Below are 23,540 nucleotides of genomic sequence, written 5' to 3' on the forward strand. Positions count from 1 at the left end.
TCTTTTCCTGATTTACTTGGCAGCAGAGGCGTTGGTCTTCAGTGCTTCGGGTTTGACGGTGGCCCCGTCCTGCACCTTCATCAAACCTTCCACCACGATGCGCTCACCGCTTTGCAGGCCGCCATCCACCAGCCACTTATCGCCGATGGTTTGACTGGTCTTGATGATGCGGGCATGGACCTTGTTGTCCTGCCCCACCACCATCACAACCGGCTCACCTTTCTGGTTGCGGCTGACCGCAGGCTGGGGAACCAGCAGTGCGTTATGGCGCACACCCTGCTCCAGACGGGCACGTACGAACATGCCTGGCAGCAGCTCGCTATTGGGGTTGTCGAATACGGCACGCAGGGTAACCATGCCGGTGGTGGCATCCACGGTGATGTCGGAGAACTGCAGTTCGCCAGTCTTGGCGTATTCGCTGCCATCTTCCAGAATCAGTTTCACCTTGGCCTTGCCTTGCTGGTTCTGCAGGGCGCCCTTGGCAAAATCGCGGCGCAGATGAAGCAAGTCAGTACTGGACTGCGTCATGTCCACATAGGCCGTCGACAATTGCTGCACGGTAGCCAGCGCAGTGGTCTGGCTGGCGGTTACCAGCGCACCAGCGGTGACGCTGGATTTACCAATGCGGCCGCTCACCGGTGCGGTGATCCGGGTGTAGGCCAGATTGATACGGGCAGTTTCCACTGCCGCCTTGGCGGTCGCCAGATCAGCGCGCGCCTGCAGCAGCGATGCACGGGCGTCGTCATTATCCTGGCTACTGATGGCCTTGATCTCCGCCAGCTGCGCATAACGCTTGGCTTTCAGCTCGGCGGAGGTCAGCGTGGCTTCTGCCTTGGCCTGGCTTGCCTGGGCCGACTGATAGGCGGCCTGGTAGCTATCGGGGTTGATCTGGTACAGCACCTGACCGGCCTTGACATCACTGCCTTCGGTAAACAGGCGCTTCTGGATGATGCCGCCTACTTGCGGGCGGATTTCGGCCATCGTGAAGGCGGAAATGCGGGCCGGCAGCTCGCGGCTGATCACCGTGTCTTGTGGTTGCAGGGTCAAGACGCCAACACTGGCGGGGCCAGCGGCCGGCATGGCGGCATTTTGCGACTGGCCGCAACTGCTCAGCGCGGCAGTCAGGAGCAAAGCGGCAACAGCCTTGAGTGCGGGTGAAGCTTGCTTGATGTGCATAAACATTCCAGAACTTGATTTTATGGGAACTGCGCTGAGCCAGTGCAAGGCTGCTCATCGGGCAGTATGGCTATTTTAAATACATACGCGCTTGTATGCTTAACTTTTTATCGGTAAAGACTGGTAAAGCATAGTCAACATCGAAACTGTGTTACGAAAAGTACTGGAACGATGTGTAAGAATTAATCGAATGATGAACTTATCTATTAATAAATATTAACAATAATGACATTTCCACCACACTACGTAAGTTTACTTAGTATTTTTCGTGGAAATTACGTCTCAGCACTAGCCAAGAAAAATCCAGACGATAAGATGAAATTGTCAGACGGCAGTGAGTCGGCCAGCACAGACAGGCCACCACAATCCGGCTGCACAAGCGCACAAGCGTTGAGGAGCGCGCGCCATAGCAAGAACAGCATCGGGGAAGGTGCTTATAGACGGGAGCAAGCAGGGGGCAGTGTCGGACCAAGCGCGCCAGGCTTTGGGTGGGACCTAGCCTGGAATGCGTGAGGCCGGAAATACAATAACAAGCAAGAAACAGATGTTAACGGGGAGTACTCACAAGGCCGCTGCAGCGGCCTTGTTCTTTTATGGCAACGCCAGGCTGGCTGGCTACTTCAGGTAAACATCCTCAAAGGCAAACGATCCATTTGGATTCATGACAAAGCCCTGCACCTCCTTGCGCATCGGAATATAAATCCGCGAATGTGCAATGGTGATCCACGGCCGTTCGCGCTTGAAGATTTCCTGGGCCTGCATGTAGTAAGCGGCCCGCTGCTTGCGATCGCTGGTCTGACGGGCTTTTAGCAGTAGCTGGTCAAAGCCGAGGTTGCAGAAGCGCTGCCCCTGCTTGCTGACTGCGCAAGACAGGGAGGTAGACAGAAAGTCATCCGGATCCCCTGAGTCACTGGTGACGCCGCTCATGTAAACATCGTGCTCACCCTGCCCCGCCCGGCGCAGATACTCGCCCCACTCATAGCTTTGTATGGTGGCCTTGACGCCAATTTTTGCCCAGTCCTGCTGAATCATCTGCGCCATCAACTTGCCATTGGGGTTGGTTGGCCGTTGCACAGGCAATGCCCACAAGACAATGTCGAAGCCTTTGGGGTAGCCCGCTTTTGCCAGCAACTGCCGTGCCCGTGCGGGATTGTATTCATTGCGGTTGCGACCATTCCAGCCCCAAACCGTAGGCGGAAAGGGGTTGATGGCCTGGATGGCCCCGCCCTTGGGAAACATCGCCTTGAACAAGGTATCGCGATCGATGGCAATGTCCAGTGCAGTGCGGACATCCCGATTTGCCAGCTGCGGGCGTTTCAGATTGAACGCCAGGTAGGAAATGTTCATGGCACCGGTGCTGCTTACTTTTAGCGCGGGATCAGCCTGCAATCCGTCCAGATCCGCTTCGCGCACGGCAGCTGCCAGCTGGCATTCATTGCCTTTGAGCTTCTGGATGCGCACCTGCGGATCCGTCACGATGGCAAAGATCAGGCTGCGCGTTTGCTGTGGACGCCCCCAGTACGATGGGTTGGCGACAAAGCGCACAGCCGAATCCTTGGCATAACTCTTGAACTGATAAGGCCCGGTTCCGACCGGGAACTGATTGATGTCGGATGGCCGGTGCTGCTGCAGAAGTTGGTTGGCATACTCAGCCGACTGCATGCCGGCAAAGCCCATGGCCAGGAAGGTCAGGAAAGTGGCATTGCGTTCTTTCAGGTGGATTCTGACCGTGTAGGGATCCAGCTTTTCAATCCCTTGCACCGACTGGGCCAGGCCGGAATTGGCCGGCCCTAGCAACTGGGTCTTGAATGCCCGGTTGAATGGGGTGTCAGGATCAATCCAGCGCTTGACGGTGAACATCACATCATCGGCATTGAACTGCCGGCTCGGCTTGAAATAGTCAGTACTCTGGAAACTGACACCCTTGCGTAAATGAAAGGTGTAACTCAGCCCGTCGGGGGATGACTCCCACTTGCTGGCCAGGGACGGCACAATATCCGTGCCGCCACGCTTGAAGGCCACCAGGCCCTGGAATATCTGGCGTGTGACGTTGTAGGTGCTGGCACTGTCCCACAATGCAGGATCAAAGCCCTCTGGTGCCGTTTCGGCACAGAAAACCAAGGGTCGTGCGGCAAGGCAGGATAGCGACACGCTGGCCAGCATGGCCGCAAGCAAAAGACGGGTTGGTTTCATTTTTATTCTCCGGGCGACATTGCACGAACAAGGCCGACAGTACAACAAGGGTGGCAGAGCATGATCATAGGGCAAGTTGCACTATCCAGCTTGCCGTGGCCGTATTTGTCTGATAAAAAGCAATGATATCGTCGGCGCGGCCTGCTTTGATCCTGTAGTGGCGTCGGTCATTTCCTGAATTTACCCGGCTGATCTTGAGTTTGCCGCAGGCGCCTGCAAGGCAAATCCTTTACTTCCCGGCAAGATTATCTTCTTCGCAGACAAAAAAAATCCCGGCGGGAACCGGGATTAAACGTTTAGCGGGGATAGATGCGAGGCGGGAAACCTCGCATTTGTATTTATATCTATCAAATAATTCCTAGTCAACATAATATTTGCTTATATATAGCAAGTGCCCACAAAAAAAAGGCAGCCATTGGCTGCCTTTTGTCACTCCGCTGAAAGATCAGGAAGCTTGCTTGTTCATCTTGCGACGTTCGTTCTCTTGCAGGTAACGCTTGCGGATACGAATGGACTTGGGCGTGATTTCCACCAGCTCGTCATCGTCGATGAATTCCACGGCGGATTCCAGCGTCATCTTCATCGGGGTAGTCAGGCGTACGGCTTCGTCAGTACCGGAAGCGCGCACGTTGGTCAGCTGCTTGCCCTTGACCGGGTTAACCACCAGGTCGTTGTCGCGGCTGTGAATGCCGATGATCATGCCTTCATACAGCTTGTCGCCCGGGGAAACGAACATGCGGCCGCGATCTTCCAGCTTCCACAGTGCGTAGGCAACGGCTTCACCGTTTTCTTGCGAAACCAGCACGCCATTGTGGCGACCCGGCATATCCGGCTTAACCGGGCCGTAGTCGTCAAATACGTGGCTCATCAGGCCGGTACCACGGGTCATGGTCATGAAGTCGGACTGGAAGCCGATCAGGCCACGTGCCGGAATATGGTATTCCAGGCGGGTACGACCCAGGCCATCGGATTCCATATTGGTCAGTTCGCCACGGCGACGACCGATTTCTTCCATGATGCCGCCCTGGTGATCATCTTCCAGGTCGATGGACAGGTTTTCGTACGGCTCGCATTTTTCGCCGTTGATTTCCTTGTACACCACGCGCGGCTTGGCTACGGCCATTTCGAAGCCTTCACGACGCATGCTTTCCAGCAGGATGGTCAGGTGCAGTTCGCCACGACCGGATACGCGGAACACGTCGGAGTCTTCGGTTTCTTCAACACGCAGCGCCACGTTGGTCAGCAGTTCCTTGGTCAGGCGGTCACGAATCTGACGGCTGGTAACGAACTTGCCTTCGGTGCCGGCCAGCGGCGAGGAGTTCACCATGAAGTCCATGGTCAGGGTCGGTTCATCCACTGCCACCATCGGCAGGCCAACCGGTTGTTCCTTGTCACAGATGGTGACGCCGATACCGATATCGTCCAGGCCGGAAATGATGATGATGTCGCCGGCTTCGGCTTCTTCAACCGGTACGCGTTCCAGGCCCTGGTAACCCAGCACCTGGTTGATACGGCCAGAGGCTACTTGCACTTCGTGGTTCATCACCACAACTTGCTGACCCGGCTTGATGCGGCCATTCAGTACACGGCCAACACCCAGACGGCCGGTGTAGGTGGAGTAGTCCAGTGCGGAAACTTGCAGTTGCAGCGGCGCTTCCGGATCGCCCGGCGGGGTCGGAACGTGCTTGAGCACGGTCTCGAACAGCGGACGCATATTGTCGGATTCCTGATCCAGTTCCAGCTTGGCAAAGCCATTCAGGCCGGAAGCGTAGATGATGGGGAAGTCCAGCTGCTCGTCGGTGGCGCCCAGTTTGTCGAACAGATCGAAAGTTTGGTCTACCACCCAGTCCGGACGTGCGCCCGGACGGTCTACCTTGTTGATCACCACGATCGGACGCAGGCCCAGAGCCAGGGCTTTCTTGGTTACGAAACGGGTTTGCGGCATCGGGCCTTCAACGGCATCCACCAGCAGCAGTACGCCGTCTACCATGCCCAGTACACGTTCCACTTCACCGCCGAAGTCGGCGTGTCCCGGGGTGTCCACGATGTTGATATGCACGCCTTCGTATTCGATGGCGGTGTTCTTGGCCAGAATGGTAATGCCACGCTCTTTTTCAAGATCGTTGCTGTCCATTACGCGTTCATCTACCTGCTGGTTCTCGCGGAAGGTGCCGGACTGGCGCAGCAACTGGTCAACGAGGGTGGTTTTGCCATGGTCCACGTGGGCAATAATGGCAATATTACGAATCTGTCGTGTCATGTTTCGGAATTCGGTCGGTTGAAGCGGAAAAATCGTACGATTCTATCACGTAGCACGGGCTTAACCCAAAGCATTATCGCGACAAGGCATGATGATTTGGTTACACTGCGCGCCGAAATCCACGCAAACACTGATTCTCGAGGAGTCGACCATGTATGACTGGGACGCCCTGTGGCATGAACATGAAGGCTATCGCACCGGCTTTGCCGTGCATCATAACGACGCCAATCTGCTGGCTGACGAACTGTCGGCCAAGCTGATGAAGCCAGCGCAGCACCCCACCGACGTGGCCGTCTACGAGACTGCAGACAAGTTCATCCTGGCGGGTCACGATGATGGCTTGCAGTTGCTGGAAGTGTTCAAGCACGGCATGTTCGACATTACCCTGCGTCTGGTGACTGAGGATGAGGGTTTGCAAGAGCCCGCCCTGCCCTATGTAGAAATCCATGTCGACAACCTGGCCACCGAAGAGCAATCGGTGTGGCGCGGCGCAGTGAGCCGTGACGAGGAAGGCCGCATCTGGGTGGGTAATCGCACCCTGGACGAGCAGGTGATGCCCGCCATGCCGTTTGATGAATTGTCCTTCACCGATAACGCCCGCTTCCGCGACGAGCTGCATCGGATATGGGAAGAAGATTTGCCCAGCCTGCGCCCGCTGATTGATGCCTGGTTTGATCACACATCGCATACTGGCGAGGTGGAGGCTCATCATTACGGTGACGAAGCCCGGGTGCAGCAGATGTGCGACCGTTACGCCGAAATCGTGCGCCGCGAACAGGCTGTGCTATCACGCCAGTTTTCCGATGCCGAATTGCAGCTGATTGCCCATGTGCTGCAAAACGTGCGCTTTGAGGAGGCCGCCTCCTGCCGTGGTGTATGGCTGGCGGTAGAGGCCTGCATGATTGACGAAGAGCTGGATCAACACTTCAAGCTGGATGGAGAGGCTTTGCTGCACAAGATGAAGGCTCTGTCCTACGCGCAGGAAGTTGCCTTGATCGAGGCCTTGTCTCCACTGCAAAGCAAGCCTGCCGCCGAATAAGCAGACGAGTAGATGAGCGCTGCAGCCCGCCCCATCACCGGCGGGCTTTTTCATGGCCCGGCCATCTGGGTGAAAATCGGCCGGACAAAAAAAGGGGACGATAGCCGCATCGTCCCGAATCCCATCCATACCAGTCAGAGGTGCAACACCTCCCACCCGCACACATTAGGGCGGGCAGATTACGCCGTCATGACAGGAATGAAAGTCAGCACCACCTTGCCCAGGTTGGCATTGGACTCCATATAAGCATGCGCATCCGCCGCCTGTTGCCACGGGAAGCAACTATCTACCGTGGTTTTCAATGATCCATCCAGAATGGCCGGCAGAATGCAATCGGCCAGCGCTTGCGCCAGCGGGGCTTTGGCGCTTAGCGGCTGGGAACGCAAGGTGGAGCCGATAATCGACAGGCGCTTCATCAGCACCAACCCCAGATTGAGTTCGGCCTTGCCGCCGCCCATGATGCCGATATTCACCAGCCGGCCATCCTGCTTCAGGCTGGCAATATTCTCCGCCAGATAAGACGCGCCAACCGGGTCCAGAATCATATCCACCCCGCCCCAGTCCTTGATCATGCGGGCAAAGGCAGGGGTTTCCTTGTAATTGAACACTTGCTCTGCCCCCATCTCGCGGCAGAATTGCAACTTGTCCGCGCTACCGGCACTGGCAAACGGATGCGCCCCCAATAGCCTTGCCAGTTGAATGGCGCAGCCCCCCACGCCACTGGCGCCAGCGTGAATCAGCACATTGTCACCCGCCTTTACCTTGCCGACCTGCACCAGATTCAACCACGCCGTCATCCAGGCTTCCGGCAGACTGGCGGCTTCCACCCACGACAGACTGTCTGGCTTGGCAATGGCCAGGGCCTCGTCCAGGAGCGCGAATTCAGCATAAGCGCCACCAGCCACCAGGCCAAACACAGCATCACCCTGCTGGAATCGGCTATTTGCATCAGCCTCCATCACGACGCCAGCCACTTCCAGGCCCAGTACGGTGCTGGCACCGGGTGGTGGCGGATAATGACCATCACGCTGAATGATATCCGCCCGATTGATGCCCGCTGCCATCACCTGCACCAGCAACTGACCGGCCTGCCGCTGTGGCATGGCCGCCTCTCCAACATAAAGCGTATCGGCACCACCTGGTGCATCTTGCAAGATTGCCTGCATGATATTGCTTGCCTTTCCTTGTGCCGCCTGCTTGGCGACGGAATTTGCACTGCATGAAACTGAGCCAGATCAAGCAATGCAGTCGAGTATTGTTTACAATGGCGCGCCATGACTGATAACTGCTTCCACTGCGGCCTGCCCGTTCCTGAAACCGTCGACTTTCCGGTGCGTTACCGTGACAAGACCGAGGCCACCTGCTGCGCAGGCTGTCAGGCAGTAGCCCAAACCATCATCGATTCCGGCTTGTCCGAGTATTACGCCCACCGCACCCAGGGGGCGCGACAGGCCGAGGCGCTGCCGGCTGATATTTTGCAGCAGATCAGGCTGTATGACTCGGAAGAGTTGCAAAAAAGCTTTGTCCATCAGCGCGACGAAAACAGCCGCGAGGCTGCACTGATTCTGGAAGGCATCACTTGCGCGGCCTGTGTCTGGCTTAACGAGCAGCATATCCGCCAACTGCCGGGCGTGCTGTCGGTGGATATCAACTATACCAGCCACCGGGCACGGGTTTGCTGGGATAGCAGCCGCATCCGGCTGTCGCAGATTCTGGAAGCCATCGCCGCCATTGGCTATCGCGCCCACCCTTACGATGCCGAACGGCAGGAAGCGCTGGCGCAAAAGCAGCGCAAGCAGGCCATCAGCCGTTTGTGGGCGGCCGGGCTGTCGATGATGCAGGTGATGATGTATGCGGTGCCGGTGTATCTGGCACCGGATGGGGATATCGACCCGGACTTCCTGTGGCTGCTGCATTGGGCCAGCCTGATTCTCACCCTGCCGGTGATGCTGTATTCCGCCGTCCCCTTTTACCAGAACACCTGGCGCGACCTGAAAACCGGTCGCGTCGGCATGGACACCCCGGTCACCATCGGCATTTTCACGGCGTTCTTTGCCAGTTTATGGGCGCTGATCAACAAGATTCCGCACGGCGTCTATTTTGACTCGGTATCGATGTTTGTCTTTCTGCTGCTGGGTGGCCGCTATCTGGAAGGCATTGCCCGGCGCAAGGCTGGCGAGGCCACCGAGAGCCTGGTCAAGCTGATTCCGGCGTTTGCCCACCGCGCCGCCAACTGGCCAGACAGCCGCACCACTGAAGAAACTACCGTCGCCATGCTCAATCCGGGCGATGTGATTTTGGTAAAGCCTGGCGAAACCATTCCTGGCGACGGCGTGGTGTTGGACGGCAATAGTGCTGCCAATGAAGCGCTGATCAGCGGCGAAAGCCGGCCCATCAGCAAAGCGGCTGGTGACAGCGTGATTGCCGGCAGCGTCAATACCAGCAGCCCACTCTATATACAGATCAGCCAGACCGGCCAGCAAACCCGGCTGGCCGGTATTGTCCGCCTGCTGGACAAGGCACTGGCGGAAAAGCCGCGCCTTGCCGTGGCTGCCGATCGCTTTGCCAGCTGGTTTGTTGCCTTGCTGCTATTGGCGGCTGCGGGCAGCTATCTGGCATGGCACTTCATCGAACCGGCCCGTGCGCTGTGGATTATGGTGGCGGTGCTGGTGGTGTCCTGCCCCTGCGCGCTGTCATTGGCCACCCCGGCGGCCCTGACTGCCGCCACCGGCCATCTGGCTGCACTGGGCTTGCTCACCACCCGAGGCCATGCCCTGGAAACCCTGGCCCGGGTGGGTGATGTTGTATTCGACAAAACCGGCACCCTGACGCACGGCGACATGCGTCTGCGTGAACAGCTGCAGCTGGGTTCGCAGTCTGCCGCGCAGTCTCTGGCCATTGCTGCGGCACTGGAGCAGGCATCGGAACATCCGCTGGCACAAGCCATTCGCCTGGCAGCAGCCGAACTGCCCGTCCTGGCAAGCACCCGGCTGGTCAGCATTGCCGGCCAGGGGGTGGAGGGCGAGATTGATGGCGAGATATGGCGACTGGGCTCGCCGGAATTCATCAATCAATGGCTCACCGTTGCAATGACGCTACCTGCCGACTGGCATGCAGACTGCACATTGGTGGTGCTGGCTAATCGACAAGCAGCCCAGGCAGCCTTTGCCATTGGCGATACGGTACGGGCGGATGCTGCGGACATGGTCAAGCAGCTGCAGCTGCGCGGCATTCATGTGCATTTGCTTAGCGGTGATGGTGCCGGTGCGGTGCAAAGCCTGGCCGACAGCCTGGGGATTGCCGATTGGCATGCCCGCGCCACGCCAGAGGACAAGCTGGATTTTGTCGGCCAACTACAACAGCATGGCAAACGGGTGCTGATGGTGGGCGACGGTATCAATGATGCTCCGGTACTGGCGCGTGCCGACGTGTCTCTGGCCATGGGTGGCGGTACCGATGTGGCGCGGGCCAGCGGCGATATGGTGCTGATGGGCGATCAACTGGCGCTGATTCCGCAGGCGCTGGCGCTTTCCAAAAAGGCACTGGGCATAATCAGGCAGAACTTGTGGTGGGCCACCGGGTATAATCTGCTGGCCCTGCCACTGGCCATGAGCGGTCATCTGACCCCCTGGCTGGCCAGTCTTGGCATGGCTGCCAGTTCGCTCATCGTGGTGAGCAATGCCCTGCGACTCGTCAAACGGAAATCCTGATGGAAAGTCTTTACCTGCTTATTCCGCTCAGCATTGTGCTGGCCTTCGTCATCGCGGTGGTGTTCTGGTGGGCCACCCGTTCTGGCCAGTTCGATGATATGGAAGGCCCGGCACACCGCATTCTGATGGACGACGATCGTCCGGCAGAAGACAAACCGACCAAAGCCAGCGAAGAGCGCTAAGCCCGCTTGGTGCGGGGATGGATCCGGGCTGACAGGCTTGGGCGAATAGGCTAGCATGCCCTACCCCACACTCAGTGCTGACCCACCGTGAAAACAGACTTCAGTTTCTTTGGCTCTCGCCGCTTTCTGCCCTTGTTTGGCACGCAGTTTCTTGGCGCCTTCAATGACAATCTGCTGAAAACAGCCATCGTGGTGCTGATCAGCTATCACGGACTTACCCTGAATGGCATGTCGCCGGAGCTGCTGGTCAACATGGCGGCCGGCGTGTTCATCCTGCCGTTTTTCCTGTTTTCCGCCACTGCCGGCAAGCTGTCCGAGCGCTACGACAAGGCCGTCATCGCCCGAGGCGTGAAGCTGGCCGAGATTGCCATCATGCTGTTGGCGGGTGCCGGTTTTGCCTTGCATGCTGCCGGCTTGCTGATGGCTGCACTGTTTCTGATGGGTTGCCACTCAGCCTTTTTTGGCCCGCTCAAGTACGCGGTGCTGCCGCAATACCTGAAGGAACATGAGCTGGTGGGCGGCAACGGGATGATTGAAATGGGAACCTTTCTGGCCATCCTGATTGGCCAGATCATCGGCAGCCTGATGACACAGGGCGGCCCTTGGCTGATTGTTACGCTATTGCTGGTCACGGCTGTTGGCGGCTGGCTATCCAGCCGCAGCATGCCGCCGGCCCCACCCGGCGCACCACACCTCAAGCTGTCCTTTAACTTTGTTGGCGACTCGATACGGCTGGTTGGCGAGGCCTGGCGCATTCGCGATGTGCGCAGCGCCATTCTGGGGATTTCCTGGTTTTGGCTGATGGGCGCGGTATATACCACGCAGCTGCCCACCTTTACCCGTCTGCATCTGGGTGGGGATGCACAGGTGTATACCGTGATGCTGGCCTTGTTTTCCATCGGCATCGGTTTGGGGTCTGTCATTTGCGCCAAGCTGTCTCATGGCCGCCTGCAACTGGGGCTGGTACTGCTGGGCAGCGGCGGCATGACGCTCTTCGGTGGCGATCTGGCCTTGGGCGCAATGCAGCACTATCAGGGCGCGCTGATGTCGCTGGGCGAGTTTGTTGCGCAGGCCGCCAGTTGGCGTCACATGCTGGATGTTGCCCTGCTGGGTTTCTTTGGCGGCTTCTTTACCGTGCCGCTGTATACCTGGCTGCAGGTTTCCAGCCCGGACAGCTTCCGTTCGCAAGCCATTGCCGCCAACAACATCATCAATGGCTTTTACATGGTGGCGGCAGCACTGGCCAGCGTAGTGGTGCTCAAGCAGTTTGGCAGCATTGCCTATCTATTGCTGGGTACTGCCCTGCTGAATATTCTGGCCACGGTGCACCTGCTATGGCAGGCACCCGTCATCTGGCAGCAGCGCAGCAGTTGGCTGAAGGCTGCATTGACGGATAAGGCATAAAAAAAGACCGACGCCACCTAAGTGGCATCGGCCCCAAGAGCATTCGGCGGCGTCAAGGCCCGAAACCGCCGAAAGCGGGAGGGTCGCCAGCAAGGGACCGCTTGCGCAGAACCATGCTAACGGTGGAGGCAAATCCGGGGCCGGATCTGCTTCCGTGGGCACTGAGTGTCAGTCAGTGCTGCCATTCTGGCGGCAGCTGCCTCATTCGTCCAATTGATTGATATTTTGTGCTTGATATAAATTACCTATCGACATGCACAATCCTCCGCTCCCTATTCTTGGCATTCACCACGTAGCCATCATCGCCGCTGACTACACCCGCTCGCGCGATTTCTACCATCGCATTCTCGGTCTGCCGATTGTGAGTGAAACGTGGCGCGCAGAGCGGGCATCATGGAAGCTGAATCTGGCACTGCCGGATGGCTGCCAGTTGGAACTGTTCAGCTTTCCAGCCCCGCCGTCACGACCAAGCAGGCCGGAAGCATGCGGTTTGCGCCATCTGGCACTGGCGAGTGATTGTCTTGCGTCTTTGCGCGCGGCGTTGTTGAGTGAGAAGGTAAGCTGCGAGGAAATCAGGCTGGATGAAGTGACTGGCAAGCGCTTTTTCTTCTGCCAGGATCCGGATCAGTTGCCGATCGAGTTTTACGAGTCAATGCGCTGAATTGGCCGCCTGCTGCTGCAGAAAGGCAAGAAACGCCTGACGGGGCATGGGGCGAGCCAGTAGGTAGCCTTGCACATAATCGCAGCCGGCCTCGCGCAGCAAACCCAGTTGTGCGTCCGTCTCCACGCCTTCGGCAATCACCCGCATGCCCAGCTTGTGCGCCATGGCAATGATGGCTTCGGCAATGGCCCGATCGGTGTTGTCTGTGGCCAGGCCCTGGACGAAGCTGCGGTCTATCTTCAGGTAGTCGATATTGAATTTTTTCAGATAGGACATGGCCGAGTAGCCTGTGCCGAAGTCATCGATGCTGACTTCCACCCCCGCCTGATGAAAACCCAACAGAGTGTTCACTACCAGCGGTCGCTCGTCCAGCAGCATGCCCTCGGTGATTTCCACGGCCAGACAGGATGCTGGCAACTTGCGCTCCTGCAGCTCATGCGGCCAGTGGCGACAGTCACCGCTGATAAACTGCCGGGGAGAGATATTGACGCTGGCCTGCCCGTCCGGCCATTGCTCCAGCATGTCCAGCGTCTGCTGGAACACCAGGTTGCCGATATCGCCAATCATGCCGATTTCTTCGGCCACGGCAATAAACTCACCCGGCATGATGATGCCGAGTTCCGGGTGCTGCCAGCGCAGCAGGGCTTCGGCCTTGACCACACGTCCACTGGCCACCTCGACAATGGGCTGAAACCAGGCTTCGAGCTGATTGCCGGCCAGTGCCTGGCGCAAGCGGTTACCCACACGCTGCCTGCGCAGGGCTTCCTCTTGCAGTGAGGGCGTAAAGTAACTGAAGCAGTTGCGCCCGCCTGCCTTGGCGGCATACATGGCCTGATCGGCAAAGCTGACCAGGGTTTCCAGCTGGGTACTGTCGTCAGGACACAAGGCAATGCCGATGCTGGCCGATACATAAACCTGATTGCTGCCCAGCAGGAATGGCAGCCCCAGCAGGCGGATGATCTTGCTGGCGATCAGTCCTGCGGACTGCGCATCGCTGATTTCAGGCAGGATGACGACGAATTCGTCGCCGCCCTGGCGTGACACCGTATCGCCACTGCGCACTACGGCGTTGATGCGTTCGGCAGCCTGGATCAGCAACTGGTCGCCCACATGATGACCCAGTGTGTCGTTCACTTCCTTGAAGCGGTCCAGATCGATAAACAACAGTGCCAGGATGCTGCTTTTGCGCCGGGAACGCTCCAGTTCCTCGGCCAACCGGTCGCGTAGCAGGCGCAGATTGGGCAGCCCGGTCAGCGCATCGTAATTGGCTTCCCGCCAGATGGCCTGCTCCATGCGCTTGCGCTCGCTGATATCCAGAATCAAGCCCACCAGTCCGCCCAGGCTGCCATCGGCCTTGTCAAAGGTGGCTTTGTAGAACATGACATCGCGTCGCACGCCATCGGCATACTGCACCTGAGCCTCGTACACCTGGGTGCCGCGCGCATCAAACAGTTTCTGATCGGCAGCGTGGTAGCGCTCCGCCAAGTCCGGTGGCGACATATCGAACACGGACATGCCCACCAGCTGCTCGCGCTGCTTGCCGATGAACTGCTCGAAGGCGATATTGCAGCCGATATAGCGGCCTGCCTCGTCCTTGTAAAAAACCGGATTGGGAATGGTATCGATCAGCCGGGAAATGAACTGGAGCTGATCCTTGACCGCGCGTTCGGCAGCATTGCGCTCGGAAATATCCAGCAACATGCCAATGATGGCGGCCCTGCCGCCAAAGCTGGTGCTCACGCCAAACACCTCAGCATCCAGCTGTGTACCATCCTTGCGGATGCCACGGAAGGCATAGTGACTGCTTTGACTGACGCCTGACAACCTGCGGTCAATTTCTGCGCGCACCACAACGCGATCGTCCGGTGCCGTCAGTTGCTGCGGCCCCATGCCACCGCACAGTTCCTGCTGGGTATAGCCGAAGAGATTTGCCAGCCTTGAGTTGACGAAAACAAATTGGTCATCCTGAATTACGTACACGCCGATCAGGGCATTGCTGCACAGCCCGCGTAGTAGTGGTGCAGCTTCATGCAGCAATCCATCCAGGATAGTGTCGGTATCATTCATAGTGTCGGCAGGGGTTCCGGCGCTGCAGTCAGGTGCTGCACTTCATTATTTATAGTGCGCAGGATACATCAGCCGACAATATTGTGCTGTGCGCAGCAGCGCTGCCACGGCTATCTGCCACCTCGTCCAATGGCGGCAAGGCAAGCGGGCTTTTTCCCGCCCATGCAAGCAATAAGGCCCGGACAAGCCGGGCCTTGGATGACGCAGCACGGACTGGCTTGCCGTGCGGCTGTCTTTACACCTTGAAGCGACTGATGCTGGCGCGCAGTGCATCGGCCAGGCCGGCCAGCGTGGTGGCAGACGTGGCGGCTGCCCTGGCTTTGCCATGATTGCCATCAGCTTGCTGGGCGATTTTCTCTACATTCAGTGCGATGTCCCGGCTGGCGGAATCCTGTTCGCTCAGGGCTTCGGAAATTCCACTGACCGCACGACCAACCTGGCCGGCACCGTCGCGGATGGCCTGCAAGCTGTTGGCGGCATCACTGGCACTGCTTACGCCGCTATCCACCTGCAGCACGCCGTTTTCCATGTGTTCAACGGCCAGGCGGGCACCTTGCTGGATCTTGCTGACGGTATCGGTAATCTGCAGCGTGGACTGGGTGGTTCGCTCAGCCAGCTTGCGCACTTCGTCCGCCACCACAGCAAAACCACGCCCGGCCTCACCGGCACGCGCCGCCTCGATGGCCGCATTCAAGGCCAAGAGGTTGGTTTGGTCGGCAATGTCACGAATCACGGTAACCACTTCGGCAATCTGCTCCGACAGCCCATCCAGCTGGCGTACGGTTTGCCCTGCCTGCCGGACGGCCACGGCAATCTGCCCCATGGCATCCGTGGCCTGCCCGACAACCTGCGCACCGTTTTCCGCGCGATGGCTGGCATCCGCTGCCATCTGCCTGGCCAGTTCGGCATGGCGGGCAACCTGATTAATGCTACTGCTCATCTCCTCCACGCAGGCAGCCATGGCGCTGGCTGCGGCATTCTGATCGCCCGATGCGGCAGAAACATCTTCCGATATGTTCACCAGCGACTTCGCCTGAGTGGACAGGGAAACCAGGCTGCGCTCCACATCGCCTATCATGCTGCGCAGACGGCTACTCATCTCATCTGCCGCCTGCAGCAGCTTCCCTACTTCGTCCTGGCTCCGGGCCGCAAAATGTACCGTCAAGTCACCACTGGCAACACAGCGGATCGCCTCAACCGCTTGCGCCAGTGGGCGGGCAACCCAGGTGCGACTGGCCCAGAATGTGGTGCCAAACAACAGTGCGATAATGATCAACGTGCCAACAGCCAAGCGCATGCGCATTTCCATCAGTTGGGCAGCAAACTCATCCTCATAACTGCTGGCAGCGACAATCCAGCCCCAGCGTTCAAACGTATCAAACACTGCAATCTTGGGGCGTACGGCCTCGTTGCTGTCCGGCTTTGCCCAGTGGTAATGCAGCAGTCCGCGTTTTTGCTCAACCATTACCCGGTTGATGGCGATACCATCCCTATCCTTGAAATCCAGCAGATTCTTGCCCTGCGAGTGCGGGTGAATCATCATGCGGCCCGGCTCGCTGCGGGCATCAAAGGCATAGACATAGCCGGATTCGCCAAACCGCACCGCCATGATTTTTTGGCGGAGTGCCGCCAGGCTGGCAGTGAACTCCTCGCCCACAAACAGGGCAGCTACCACTTGACCGGATTCATTGCTCAACGGGGTGTACAAGGTCATGAAATCTCGGCCAAACAACTGGGCCGGCCCCGTATAGGCACGGCCAGCATTCAGGCTGGCATAGGCCGGAGAGTCATGGCGCAGCGGCGAACCCACCGCGCGGCTGCCATCTTCCTTTTTGACTGAGGTGGCAATGCGCACCCATTCACTACCATCCTTGATGAAGATGGTCGCCAGCGAGCCGGTACTGCGGGTAAAACGATCAACCTCCACCTGGCTATTGTTGATAATCCGATCGCCAATGCGCAGCAGGGGCAAGGATTTGCCACCCGTGTCGCCACGTTCCGGCAAAACGGACACGGCACCGGGCAAGCCTGCTCGCAGGGCCGCTTCCCCCAGCACGGCAGAGCGCTCCAGCTGAGCCGCATAGGCATCCATCATGTCGATGACCTGCCGGTTGGCTTGCTGCATTTCCTGCTGCATCTGAATCTGCATGCGCTCGCCCTGCCAATGCGTAAGCCAAGTGGCAGCAATGCCGAGAAAGACAATCAGTAAAATGGAAAGAACCAGGTTTAACTTGGTGGCAATACTGAGTGAGCCGCGCAATGCGGCAGATGGTTTTGACATATTGATAGCCGGTGGGTATGGGTGGGCAGCCAGGATTTGCTGCTTAGTACATTGGTCTATTTTTCCGGCGCATCATAATATGGTTTCGCCCCTTCCCTGCGGCAAAACCGGACTGCTATTGATTAAAATCAATATAACAGTACATCCCGAAAGCAGTGGAAATGGCGGCCATCTTCAATGAAAGACATTGCAGAGCAACAAGATTGCCAAGCGACTATGCATGGAGTGCGCATGCCGGGGAAAGCAGGCGTTGAAGTAGTGAAATCTTGCCCGCGCAGGCAAGGTTGGGGTTGAGCTGCCCGTGCTGGTAATAAACCAAGCCGCCCGCAGGCGGCTGTGGTGTTGGGTGCGTCAGGCATGGCGGCCCTTGCACTGTGCTGGTGAGCGCGGAGCTGGCGGCAGCCCAACCCCGCGCAGGGAAAGCGGCAAGACCAACCATCACTCAGCGTGATGGGCAGGCGTCATCCTGTGTTCTGCCAGGGACTGCAATCTGATGTAAATCAGAACAGCCAGCACCAACGGCCAGAACATCATCACAATGGCAGCGTTGATCGTATCGCCCACTACATAGAAGTAGTCCTCATAAGCAACGTAGCTCAGCACAGCCAGTGCCAGCAGAAAACCGATGCCGAGATAGGCGGGGGTAGCCATCATGGCGTAGACAGGTTCCATGTCTCATCTCCTTCGGTGGATAGGTATGATTGGCGTTAACCGCCTTGTTTTTCCGGCGCTGACAATCACGTGCAAGCGCGGACCAAATTGGAAGCTGGGCGCTACGGTTTGTTATGTATTGCGCAGGACTATTTATGGTGCATCCCTACTGCACCAACAGGGCTGGCACCCCATCTTCTGTGCATCAGCTTTAACACCTATGCGGGCTTGTCGGTGCCGCATGGCAGCCGGTTTTTTACCTACCCACTCAGCCGCCTTAACTACCAGGCAGAAGCAGGCCGCTTCACAGGCATCAAATGACTGATCCTGTAGTGATTTATAGCAAATTCAACAACTTGCATGAGTTTTATTTTATTGGCTGAATCAGCCCGACAAGCGGCGCTTAATCGAGCGAACTAGATACGGCCTTTACCGCCGCTCCGCGCCTACCCCGCAGATCAAACCGATCCGGCCTCAGCAGCCTGCCTGGAGCGATTTGCAAGTAATACCTCGTCCTTGCCCATCCCATCTGGCCGGGAAAACCTTCCCGATATCAGACCCGGCCTGCGCCACATCCGTAACAGCCAGCATTCGGTACCCGGTGACAGATGACCAAAATGACATTGCCAAGGCGTAAAAAATGCGTGAAAAGCCACTTGCATTCAGGGAAAGTGCAAAGCTGACCGGCTGGCACAAGAGCACCATCTACCGTAAGATTGAGGACAAAACTTTCCCGGCCCCGGTTAAGTACGAATTCTCATTTCGATGGTCAGAAGAGAGCGACCTCCAATGAAAGAGCAGGCCCATCGCGCAGCACGATGAGTGATGTTGTGAGTAACGGGCTGCAATATCGACAGTACAAGTCAATGGATACAAGGCGTTAGGCTAAATATGTTGCTCATGATTGATAACTACGACTCCTTTACCTACAACCTGGTGCAATACTTCGGCGAGCTGAAGCAGGAGGTGAAGGTGTTTCGCAATGACGAAATCACACTGGAGCAGATAGAGGCTTTGCAGCCGCAGTATCTGGTGATTTCTCCCGGACCATGCACGCCTAATGAGGCAGGTATTTCGGTTGCCGCCATCAAGCACTTTGCCGGCAAGCTGCCCATCATGGGGGTTTGTCTTGGTCATCAGGGCATTGGCCAGGCGTTTGGCGGCAAAATCATCCACGCCCAGCAGCTGATGCATGGCAAGGTGTCACCGGTTCATCATCATAATGTAGGCATGTTCCGCGACCTGCCCAACCCGGTAAGCTGCACCCGTTACCACTCGCTGGTGATTGAGCGGGCCAGCCTGCCGGACTGCCTGGAAATCACCGCCTGGACGGATGACGGTGAAATCATGGGAGTGCGTCATAAAACGCTGCCCATCGAAGGGGTACAGTTCCACCCTGAATCCATCCTTACCCAGCATGGCCACCAGATGCTGGATAACTTCCTCAAGGAATTTGCCTGAGCCTGCCCAAGCCCCCTGCCCTTGCGGCAGGTTTTTGCTTGCAGTGCCCATCAACAAGCGGCAACGTACCCGAGCCTCAAGGACCCCATCATGCTTACCCCACAAGCCGCGCTGAACCGGCTTATTGACGGCAACGAACTGTTTTTTGACGAAATGCTGGATCTGATGCGCCAGATCATGCGTGGCGAACTGACACCGGCCCAGACTGCGGCCATCCTGATCGGCCTGCGCACCAAGGTGGAGAGTGTTTCCGAAATTGCCGCCGCCGCTACGGTAATGCGCGAATTTGCCACGCCAGTGCCGGTGAGTCAGCACGAACACCTGATTGACACCTGCGGTACGGGCGGGGACAAAAGCCATACCTTTAATATTTCCACCACGGCGGCTTTCGTGGTGGCGGCAGCCGGGGCCCGCGTGGCCAAGCACGGCGGTCGCTCGGTGTCATCCAGTTCTGGCAGCGCCGATGTGCTGGAGCTGCTGGGTGTCAATCTGAACCTGACACCAGAGCAAGTGGCGCACTGTATTGATGAAATCGGTGTCGGTTTCATGTTCGCCCCCAATCATCACAGCGCAATGAAGCATGTCGCGCCCATCCGCAAGGAACTGGGTGCACGTACCATCTTCAATATCCTGGGGCCGCTAACCAACCCAGCCAATGCTGATCACCAGATCATGGGGGTCTTCCACCCCGACCTGGTCGGCATTCAGTCACGCGTGCTCAAGCAACTGGGCAGCAAGCATGTGATGATCGTGCACGGGCTGGACGGGCTGGATGAAATCACCCTTAGCGACCGCACCATGGTGGCGGAGCTAAAAAACGGCCAGATCGAAGAATACCTGCTGGACCCGCGCGAGCTGGGCTTCAGCTTCTTCGAGCTGAAGGACATCCAGGCCACCAGCGCAGCGGCCTCACGCGACATCCTGCTGTCGGTACTGGATAACCAGCCCGGTCCGGCTCACGACATAGTCGTACTCAATGCTGGTGCGGCCATTTATACTGCCGACCTTTGCGCCACCCTGCCGCAAGGGATTGCGCTTGCCCGACAGGTGCTGGCCGCAGGCAAGGCACGGCAGAAGCTGGAACAGCTGATCAGCCTGAGCCAGTCGCTGGCAAGCTGATAGCCGCCATTTTGCGCCCGTCATCATTGGCGGGCTGATTTCTACTGATTTCTGCTTACGAGATTTTGACTACCATCATGAGCACACCTTCAAAAGATATTTTCAAGGCCTACGATATCCGAGGCATCGTCGGCAAAACCCTGACGGTTGAAGTTGCCCAGCAGATCGGCCACGCCATCGGTTCCGAAGCACAGGCGCGCAAGGTAAAAGCCATCGTGATTGGCCGTGATGGCCGCCTGTCCGGCCCGGACCTGAGCGAAGCGCTGGGGGCTGGCATCCGTGCCGCCGGCGTGGATGTGATCGACGTAGGCCGCGTGGCCACCCCCATGTTGTACTTTGCCGCCTACGAGCTGGGCACCCTGTCCGGCGTAATGGTAACCGGCAGCCACAATCCGCCCGACTATAACGGCTTCAAGATGATGCTGGCTGGCGATACCCTGGCTGGCGACGATATCCAGGGCCTGTTCCAGCGCATCAAGAACAAAGACCTGAGCCATGGCGAAGGCAGCTATCGCACCCACGACATCGTGGAAGCTTATCTGGATCGCATTACCAGCGACGTCAAGCTGGATCGCAACATGAACATTGTGGTGGATTGCGGCAACGGCGTGGCCGGTGCCTTTGCCCCGGTACTGTTCCGTCGTCTGGGTTGCCGCGTGCGCGAGTTGTTCTGCGACGTGGATGGCACCTTCCCCAATCACCACCCGGACCCGGCCAAACCGGAAAACCTGCAGGATGTGATTGAAGCGCTGGCCAAGACTGACTCCGAACTGGGCCTGGCGTTTGATGGCGATGGCGACCGCCTGGGCGTGGTAACCAAGGACGGCAATATCATCTGGCCGGATCGTCAGCTCATGCTGTTTGCTGCCGACGTGCTGGAACGCAACCCCAAAGCCAAGATCATCTACGACGTCAAATCCACCCGCCTGCTCAAGCCGTGGATTCTGGAAAATGGCGGCGAACCGGTAATGGCCCGTACCGGCCATAGCTTTATCAAGGCCAAGATCAAGGAAACCGGCGCCCTGCTGGCCGGTGAAATGAGCGGCCATGTGTTCTTCAAGGAACGCTGGTATGGCTTTGACGACGGCATGTACGCTGGCGTGCGCCTGCTGGAAGTATTGTCGCGCGTGGAAGACCCCAGCGCCGTTCTCAACGCACTGCCCAACGCCATTTCCACTCCGGAACTCAACCTCAAGATGAAGGCCGAGGGCGAAAACCACGCACTGATCGCCAAACTGCAAAAATCAGCCAAGTTTGACGGTGCTGACGAAATCAATACGCTGGACGGCCTGCGCGTGGAATACGCCGATGGCTTTGGCCTGGCACGTGCGTCCAACACCACACCGGTGATTGTGCTGCGCTTTGAAGCCGATAATGCTGAGGCACTGGAGCGCATCAAGGCCGACTTCCGCCGCGTACTGGCCACCGCCACCGACGCAGCGCTGCCGTTCTGAGCCGGCCTGATTGCGTGACTGCGGCCTGAAACTCGCCCTCCACGCCATCGGCAAGATACAGACGTAGTACGGTAACGGTCGCTTGGCTATAATGGCGACCAAACCAGACTGCAAGGGACATGGCATGCCATGTCCCTTGTCATTATCGACAAGACAAAACCCTGCCTTGTTCTGAAAGGATATGCATGTACGCACAGGCTGCCAGCAGCTTTAGCACCGTACGCGATCTGCTGCGTTTTGCGGTATCGCGTTTCAACCAGGCCGGCCTCACCTATGGCCATGGCACCGACAATGCTCACGATGAAGCCGCCTACCTCATCCTCACCACGCTGAAGCTGCCGATCGACCGGCTGGAGCCCTATCTGGATGCCCGCCTGCTGCCGACCGAGGTTAAGGACGTGATTGATCTGATCGAACGTCGTGCCGAAGAAAAAGTACCGGTGGCCTATCTCACCCATGAAGCCTGGCAGGGTGAATTTAGCTTTTATGTTGACGAGCGCGTACTGGTACCGCGCTCCTTTATCTACGAACTGCTGGGCGAGCCGCTGCAGCCGTGGATTGAACATCCGGAACTGGTACACCGCGCGCTGGACTTGTGCACCGGCTCTGGCTGCCTGGCTATCCAGCTGGCTCACCACTACCCGGATGCCGAAATCGACGCCGTCGACATTTCGCTGGATGCGCTGGAAGTAGCCGCCATCAATGTGCAGAACTACGGCCTGGAAGAGCAGATCCAGCTGATTCATAGCGACCTGTGCGAAGGCCTGGAAGAGCCCTACGACCTGATCATCGCCAATCCGCCCTATGTGGATGCCGAATCGGTCGATGCCCTGCCGCAGGAATACCTGCACGAGCCGGAAATTGCGCTGGGTTCGGGCGAAGATGGCCTGGATGCCACCCGTGAAATCCTGCGCCGCGCACCGGACCTCCTCACCGAGCACGGCGTGTTGCTGGTGGAAATCGGCCACAATCGCGAGATGCTGGAAGAATGCTTCCCCAACTTGCCCTTCATGTGGATGGAAACCGCCAGCGGCGACGGCTTTGTCTTCCTGCTGACTCGCGAAGACCTGATCAATGGTCTGGCACTGGACGAGGCCGCCGAATAAGGCCTGCGCCTACGCCAATAGCAAAAGCCGGACAACTGTCCGGCTTTTTTGCATTTCAGCACCAAGTCTCAATGACTGAAGCCGTAATTCCATAACAGCAGGCTGCTGGTAAACAACATGATCAAGCCGATGGCGCAGTCCAGTACGCGCCAGCTGCTTTCTTTCTGAAAAAATGGTGCCAGCTTACCGGCAAAAAAACCGATGCCGGTAAACCACATGACCGAGGCGGTAATGCTTCCCAAAATGAAGGATGGCGCAGCATGGCTGCCATACACCGATGCCACGCTGCCAATCAGTATCACGGTATCCAGCCAGACATAGGGATTAAGCAGTGTCACCAGCAAGATGGTGCGAATGGCCTTTTCCCGGTCCCGCTCCACTGCGCCTTCCAGCTTGAGCGCCCCAGGGTGGGCGGCAGCGCGAAACGACTTGAAGCCCAGCCACAACAAGAAGCCTGCTCCAAGCCAGGCCACGGTCTGCACGAAGCCCGGTATAGACCCGATGACCTTGCCCATACCCAGCACACCACAGCTGATCAGCAGTACATCCGCCACGATGCAAATCAGCACGATGGGCAGGATATGGCTGCGCCCGATTCCCTGGCGGATGATAAAGGCATTTTGTGGGCCAATGCCCACGATCTGGCTGGTGGATAGCCCCAGTGCAGCCAGATAGACATTCCAGTTGAACATGATTTTCTCGCCATACAAGCGGCCGCTTTGCCGGGTGGCAACGTGAGCCATGAATAGGCGCGTAGCTTAGAGTTAATTTGAATA

At 57.9% G+C, this 23,540-nt stretch carries 18 protein-coding genes; 10 read left to right on the forward strand and 8 right to left on the reverse strand.

Translation table 11 applies throughout. The annotated features are described in order from the left end of the window. Nucleotides 1-12 precede the first annotated feature (12 nt). The 3 genes from ACODR9_RS01560 to typA all read right to left on the reverse strand — a co-directional run bounded on the left by ACODR9_RS01560 (nt 13) and on the right by typA (nt 5,629). A complete protein-coding gene (locus tag ACODR9_RS01560; RefSeq protein WP_488807245.1) occupies nt 13-1,176 on the reverse strand; it encodes an efflux RND transporter periplasmic adaptor subunit in 1,164 nt (387 codons plus the stop codon). 615 nt (nt 1,177-1,791) lie between these two features. Next, nucleotides 1,792-3,369, reverse strand: coding sequence for an ABC transporter substrate-binding protein (locus ACODR9_RS01565; RefSeq protein WP_488807246.1), 1,578 nt, complete (start codon nt 3,367-3,369; stop codon nt 1,792-1,794). Between the two features lie 445 nt (nt 3,370-3,814). Next, a complete protein-coding gene (gene typA, locus ACODR9_RS01570; RefSeq protein WP_488807247.1) occupies nt 3,815-5,629 on the reverse strand; it encodes a translational GTPase TypA in 1,815 nt (604 codons plus the stop codon). A gap of 151 nt (nt 5,630-5,780) precedes the next feature. Here typA and ACODR9_RS01575 point away from each other — a divergent pair, with 151 nt between their 5' ends. Continuing rightward, the gene (locus ACODR9_RS01575) at nt 5,781-6,668 is read left to right on the forward strand and encodes a hypothetical protein (RefSeq protein ID WP_488807248.1); all 888 of its coding nucleotides are present in this window, start codon (nt 5,781-5,783) and stop codon (nt 6,666-6,668) included. Nucleotides 6,669-6,847: 179 nt separating this feature from the next. On the opposite strand, the gene ACODR9_RS01580 is transcribed toward ACODR9_RS01575, so the two are convergent. Then, entirely contained in the window at nt 6,848-7,834 is a 987-nt protein-coding gene (locus ACODR9_RS01580) for an NAD(P)H-quinone oxidoreductase (RefSeq protein WP_488807249.1), read from the reverse strand. Between the two features lie 108 nt (nt 7,835-7,942). On the opposite strand from ACODR9_RS01580, the gene ACODR9_RS01585 reads away from it, so the two are divergent. The 4 genes from ACODR9_RS01585 to gloA2 all read left to right on the forward strand — a co-directional run bounded on the left by ACODR9_RS01585 (nt 7,943) and on the right by gloA2 (nt 12,625). Beyond that, nucleotides 7,943-10,378 carry a heavy metal translocating P-type ATPase gene (locus ACODR9_RS01585; protein WP_488807250.1) on the forward strand — a complete coding sequence of 812 codons (2,436 nt, stop codon included), beginning with the start codon at nt 7,943-7,945 and terminating at the stop codon, nt 10,376-10,378. Beyond that, complete coding sequence (gene ccoS, locus ACODR9_RS01590; RefSeq protein ID WP_488807251.1) at nt 10,378-10,560, forward strand: cbb3-type cytochrome oxidase assembly protein CcoS; 183 nt, start codon at nt 10,378-10,380, stop codon at nt 10,558-10,560. Before ACODR9_RS01585 ends, ccoS begins: the two co-directional genes overlap by 1 nt. 87 nt (nt 10,561-10,647) lie before the next feature. Further along, nucleotides 10,648-11,964: an MFS transporter gene (locus ACODR9_RS01595; protein WP_488807252.1), complete on the forward strand. Its 1,317-nt coding sequence runs from the start codon at nt 10,648-10,650 to the stop codon at nt 11,962-11,964. A 253-nt stretch (nt 11,965-12,217) separates the two neighbouring features. Continuing rightward, entirely contained in the window at nt 12,218-12,625 is a 408-nt protein-coding gene (gene gloA2, locus ACODR9_RS01600; RefSeq protein ID WP_488807253.1) for an SMU1112c/YaeR family gloxylase I-like metalloprotein, read from the forward strand. Here the strand turns inward: gloA2 and ACODR9_RS01605 are convergent. The 3 genes from ACODR9_RS01605 to ACODR9_RS01615 all read right to left on the reverse strand — a co-directional run bounded on the left by ACODR9_RS01605 (nt 12,614) and on the right by ACODR9_RS01615 (nt 17,645). Next, nucleotides 12,614-14,692 carry a putative bifunctional diguanylate cyclase/phosphodiesterase gene (locus tag ACODR9_RS01605; RefSeq protein WP_488807254.1) on the reverse strand — a complete coding sequence of 693 codons (2,079 nt, stop codon included), beginning with the start codon at nt 14,690-14,692 and terminating at the stop codon, nt 12,614-12,616. The genes gloA2 and ACODR9_RS01605 overlap by 12 nt on opposite strands. A 235-nt stretch (nt 14,693-14,927) precedes the next feature. Further along, nucleotides 14,928-16,973 carry a methyl-accepting chemotaxis protein gene (locus tag ACODR9_RS01610; protein WP_488807255.1) on the reverse strand — a complete coding sequence of 682 codons (2,046 nt, stop codon included), beginning with the start codon at nt 16,971-16,973 and terminating at the stop codon, nt 14,928-14,930. Nucleotides 16,974-17,411: 438 nt separating this feature from the next. Beyond that, nucleotides 17,412-17,645, reverse strand: a complete 234-nt coding sequence (locus ACODR9_RS01615; protein WP_488807256.1) for a hypothetical protein — start codon at nt 17,643-17,645, stop codon at nt 17,412-17,414. Nucleotides 17,646-18,264: 619 nt separating this feature from the next. On the opposite strand from ACODR9_RS01615, the gene ACODR9_RS01620 reads away from it, so the two are divergent. The 5 genes from ACODR9_RS01620 (at nt 18,265) to prmB (ending at nt 22,764) form a co-directional block, all read left to right on the forward strand. Further along, nucleotides 18,265-18,417, forward strand: a complete 153-nt coding sequence (locus ACODR9_RS01620; RefSeq protein ID WP_488807257.1) for a helix-turn-helix transcriptional regulator — start codon at nt 18,265-18,267, stop codon at nt 18,415-18,417. A gap of 98 nt (nt 18,418-18,515) precedes the next feature. After that, nucleotides 18,516-19,085: an aminodeoxychorismate/anthranilate synthase component II gene (locus ACODR9_RS01625; protein WP_488807258.1), complete on the forward strand. Its 570-nt coding sequence runs from the start codon at nt 18,516-18,518 to the stop codon at nt 19,083-19,085. 90 nt (nt 19,086-19,175) lie between these two features. Next, nucleotides 19,176-20,204, forward strand: coding sequence for an anthranilate phosphoribosyltransferase (gene trpD, locus ACODR9_RS01630; protein WP_488807259.1), 1,029 nt, complete (start codon nt 19,176-19,178; stop codon nt 20,202-20,204). Between the two features lie 77 nt (nt 20,205-20,281). Beyond that, entirely contained in the window at nt 20,282-21,658 is a 1,377-nt protein-coding gene (locus ACODR9_RS01635) for a phosphomannomutase/phosphoglucomutase (RefSeq protein WP_488807260.1), read from the forward strand. A gap of 185 nt (nt 21,659-21,843) precedes the next feature. Beyond that, a complete protein-coding gene (gene prmB / locus ACODR9_RS01640; protein ID WP_488807261.1) occupies nt 21,844-22,764 on the forward strand; it encodes a 50S ribosomal protein L3 N(5)-glutamine methyltransferase in 921 nt (306 codons plus the stop codon). A 68-nt stretch (nt 22,765-22,832) separates the two neighbouring features. Here prmB and ACODR9_RS01645 read toward each other — a convergent pair whose 3' ends face one another. Further along, the gene (locus tag ACODR9_RS01645) at nt 22,833-23,507 is read right to left on the reverse strand and encodes a LysE/ArgO family amino acid transporter (RefSeq protein ID WP_488807262.1); all 675 of its coding nucleotides are present in this window, start codon (nt 23,505-23,507) and stop codon (nt 22,833-22,835) included. Nucleotides 23,508-23,540: the final 33 nt, after the last annotated feature.

The sequence above is a fragment of the Aquitalea sp. FG25 genome, from assembly GCF_057809375.1.

What these genes read in the sequence shown, in the direction of transcription:
- ACODR9_RS01635 (WP_488807260.1), top strand. Translation starts at nt 20,282, where the DNA reads ATGAGCACACCTTCAAAAGATATTTTCAAGGCCTACGATATCCGAGGC.
- ACODR9_RS01625 (WP_488807258.1), top strand. Translation starts at nt 18,516, where the DNA reads ATGTTGCTCATGATTGATAACTACGACTCCTTTACCTACAACCTGGTG.
- ACODR9_RS01615 (WP_488807256.1), bottom strand. Translation starts at nt 17,645, where the DNA reads ATGGAACCTGTCTACGCCATGATGGCTACCCCCGCCTATCTCGGCATC.
- ACODR9_RS01575 (WP_488807248.1), top strand. Translation starts at nt 5,781, where the DNA reads ATGTATGACTGGGACGCCCTGTGGCATGAACATGAAGGCTATCGCACC.
- ccoS (WP_488807251.1), top strand. Translation starts at nt 10,378, where the DNA reads ATGGAAAGTCTTTACCTGCTTATTCCGCTCAGCATTGTGCTGGCCTTC.
- ACODR9_RS01645 (WP_488807262.1), bottom strand. Translation starts at nt 23,507, where the DNA reads ATGGCTCACGTTGCCACCCGGCAAAGCGGCCGCTTGTATGGCGAGAAA.
- gloA2 (WP_488807253.1), top strand. Translation starts at nt 12,218, where the DNA reads ATGCACAATCCTCCGCTCCCTATTCTTGGCATTCACCACGTAGCCATC.
- ACODR9_RS01605 (WP_488807254.1), bottom strand. Translation starts at nt 14,692, where the DNA reads ATGAATGATACCGACACTATCCTGGATGGATTGCTGCATGAAGCTGCA.
- ACODR9_RS01610 (WP_488807255.1), bottom strand. Translation starts at nt 16,973, where the DNA reads ATGTCAAAACCATCTGCCGCATTGCGCGGCTCACTCAGTATTGCCACC.
- prmB (WP_488807261.1), top strand. Translation starts at nt 21,844, where the DNA reads ATGTACGCACAGGCTGCCAGCAGCTTTAGCACCGTACGCGATCTGCTG.
- typA (WP_488807247.1), bottom strand. Translation starts at nt 5,629, where the DNA reads ATGACACGACAGATTCGTAATATTGCCATTATTGCCCACGTGGACCAT.
- ACODR9_RS01585 (WP_488807250.1), top strand. Translation starts at nt 7,943, where the DNA reads ATGACTGATAACTGCTTCCACTGCGGCCTGCCCGTTCCTGAAACCGTC.
- ACODR9_RS01580 (WP_488807249.1), bottom strand. Translation starts at nt 7,834, where the DNA reads ATGCAGGCAATCTTGCAAGATGCACCAGGTGGTGCCGATACGCTTTAT.
- ACODR9_RS01560 (WP_488807245.1), bottom strand. Translation starts at nt 1,176, where the DNA reads ATGCACATCAAGCAAGCTTCACCCGCACTCAAGGCTGTTGCCGCTTTG.
- trpD (WP_488807259.1), top strand. Translation starts at nt 19,176, where the DNA reads ATGCTTACCCCACAAGCCGCGCTGAACCGGCTTATTGACGGCAACGAA.
- ACODR9_RS01565 (WP_488807246.1), bottom strand. Translation starts at nt 3,369, where the DNA reads ATGAAACCAACCCGTCTTTTGCTTGCGGCCATGCTGGCCAGCGTGTCG.
- ACODR9_RS01620 (WP_488807257.1), top strand. Translation starts at nt 18,265, where the DNA reads ATGCGTGAAAAGCCACTTGCATTCAGGGAAAGTGCAAAGCTGACCGGC.